1 protein-coding gene is annotated in these 1139 nt (G+C 65.0%); it reads right to left on the reverse strand.

The window, feature by feature from the left end; all coding sequences use genetic code 11:
- The coding region (locus EB084_26205) for a hypothetical protein (protein NDD31756.1) at positions 1-1064 on the reverse strand (1064 nt) is incomplete at its 3' end.
- Positions 1065-1139 lie beyond the last annotated feature (75 nt).

Raw genomic sequence — 1139 nt, forward strand, 5'->3', positions numbered from 1 at the left:
ATGCGGCCGCGGAAGCGGCTTGGGTAGGCGTTGTAGAGCAGGTTCCGACACGCGCCCGAGATGGCGTTGTCGAAGGTCTCTCGATTCATGCGGCTATAGGTGGCCGCCGCCACGTTGCGCAGGCTGCCCAGCAGCACGAAGCCCAGCAGGGTCGACAGGGGGTAGAACACGTTCGAGGCGCCCACGCCGGCGCTTTCGATGAGGCGGGGGGTGAAGGTGAGTTCGAGGATGACCTCCACGATGTTGGTCACCGCCAGGAAGCGTCCGATGAAGGCGGTGAGGCGCTCGGCGTCCGGGTAGGCGTGGGCGAGGACGTCGCTGTAGAGGAACTGCAGGAAGAAAAGGCTGGTCACCATCACGAGGGCGTACGCGATGTGCCAGCGCCCCATGGCCGAGCGGTTCAGGAAGGCGAAGCCCTGGACCACGTTGGTGAGCGACGCTTCGTCGGCTTCCTCGGACTCGCTCACCACCCATCCCCGCAGACGAGGGCTCACGATGGCGATGAGGGCCATGTTCAGGCCCAGCAGCACCGCCCAGAGCGCGGCCAGGGAGATGGGGGCGACGCGCTCGCTCAGGAGGCTGGCCAGCACGCCGCCCACGAAGCCACCGATGCTGTTGCCCAGCGGGAAGAAGGGGAAGAGCCGCTTGGCCTCCACCGCGTCGAAGTAGTCGGCGGCGTAGTTCCAGTAGTGCGTGTTGAAGAGGCTCTGCACGACGTAGTAGAAGCCGTAGAAGGCCATGAAGGCCCAGGTGCGGTTGGCGCGCATGCCCACGAGCAGCGCGATGAGCACGACGAGCGCGCAGGCGTGCATGATCTGGAAGTAGCGATCGTTGCGCACCTTGTCGACGTAGCTGGCGTAGAGGACAGTCGCGCAGACCGTTGTCATCGCTGTGCCGATGAACACCGCCGGCAGCATGGTGGGGCCGAGGTCGCTGCGCGAAAGGAAGAGCCCTTCGGACACGCTCACGCCAATGGTCAGCCCGACATTCATCAGGCAGTTCATCGCCACGAAAAAGAAGAAGCGCAGGCGCTCGCGCTCCCTCAGCCTCAGCCCACCGGTCACGTCTGTGGTCTTTTTCTCGGGTCACGTGAGTCCCTGCAGAGGGCGCCTGATCTTGGGAGAAACGTTGGCGTCCGC

The sequence above is a fragment of the Pseudomonadota bacterium genome, assembly GCA_010028905.1.
Taxonomy (GTDB): Bacteria; Vulcanimicrobiota; Xenobia; order RGZZ01; family RGZZ01; genus RGZZ01.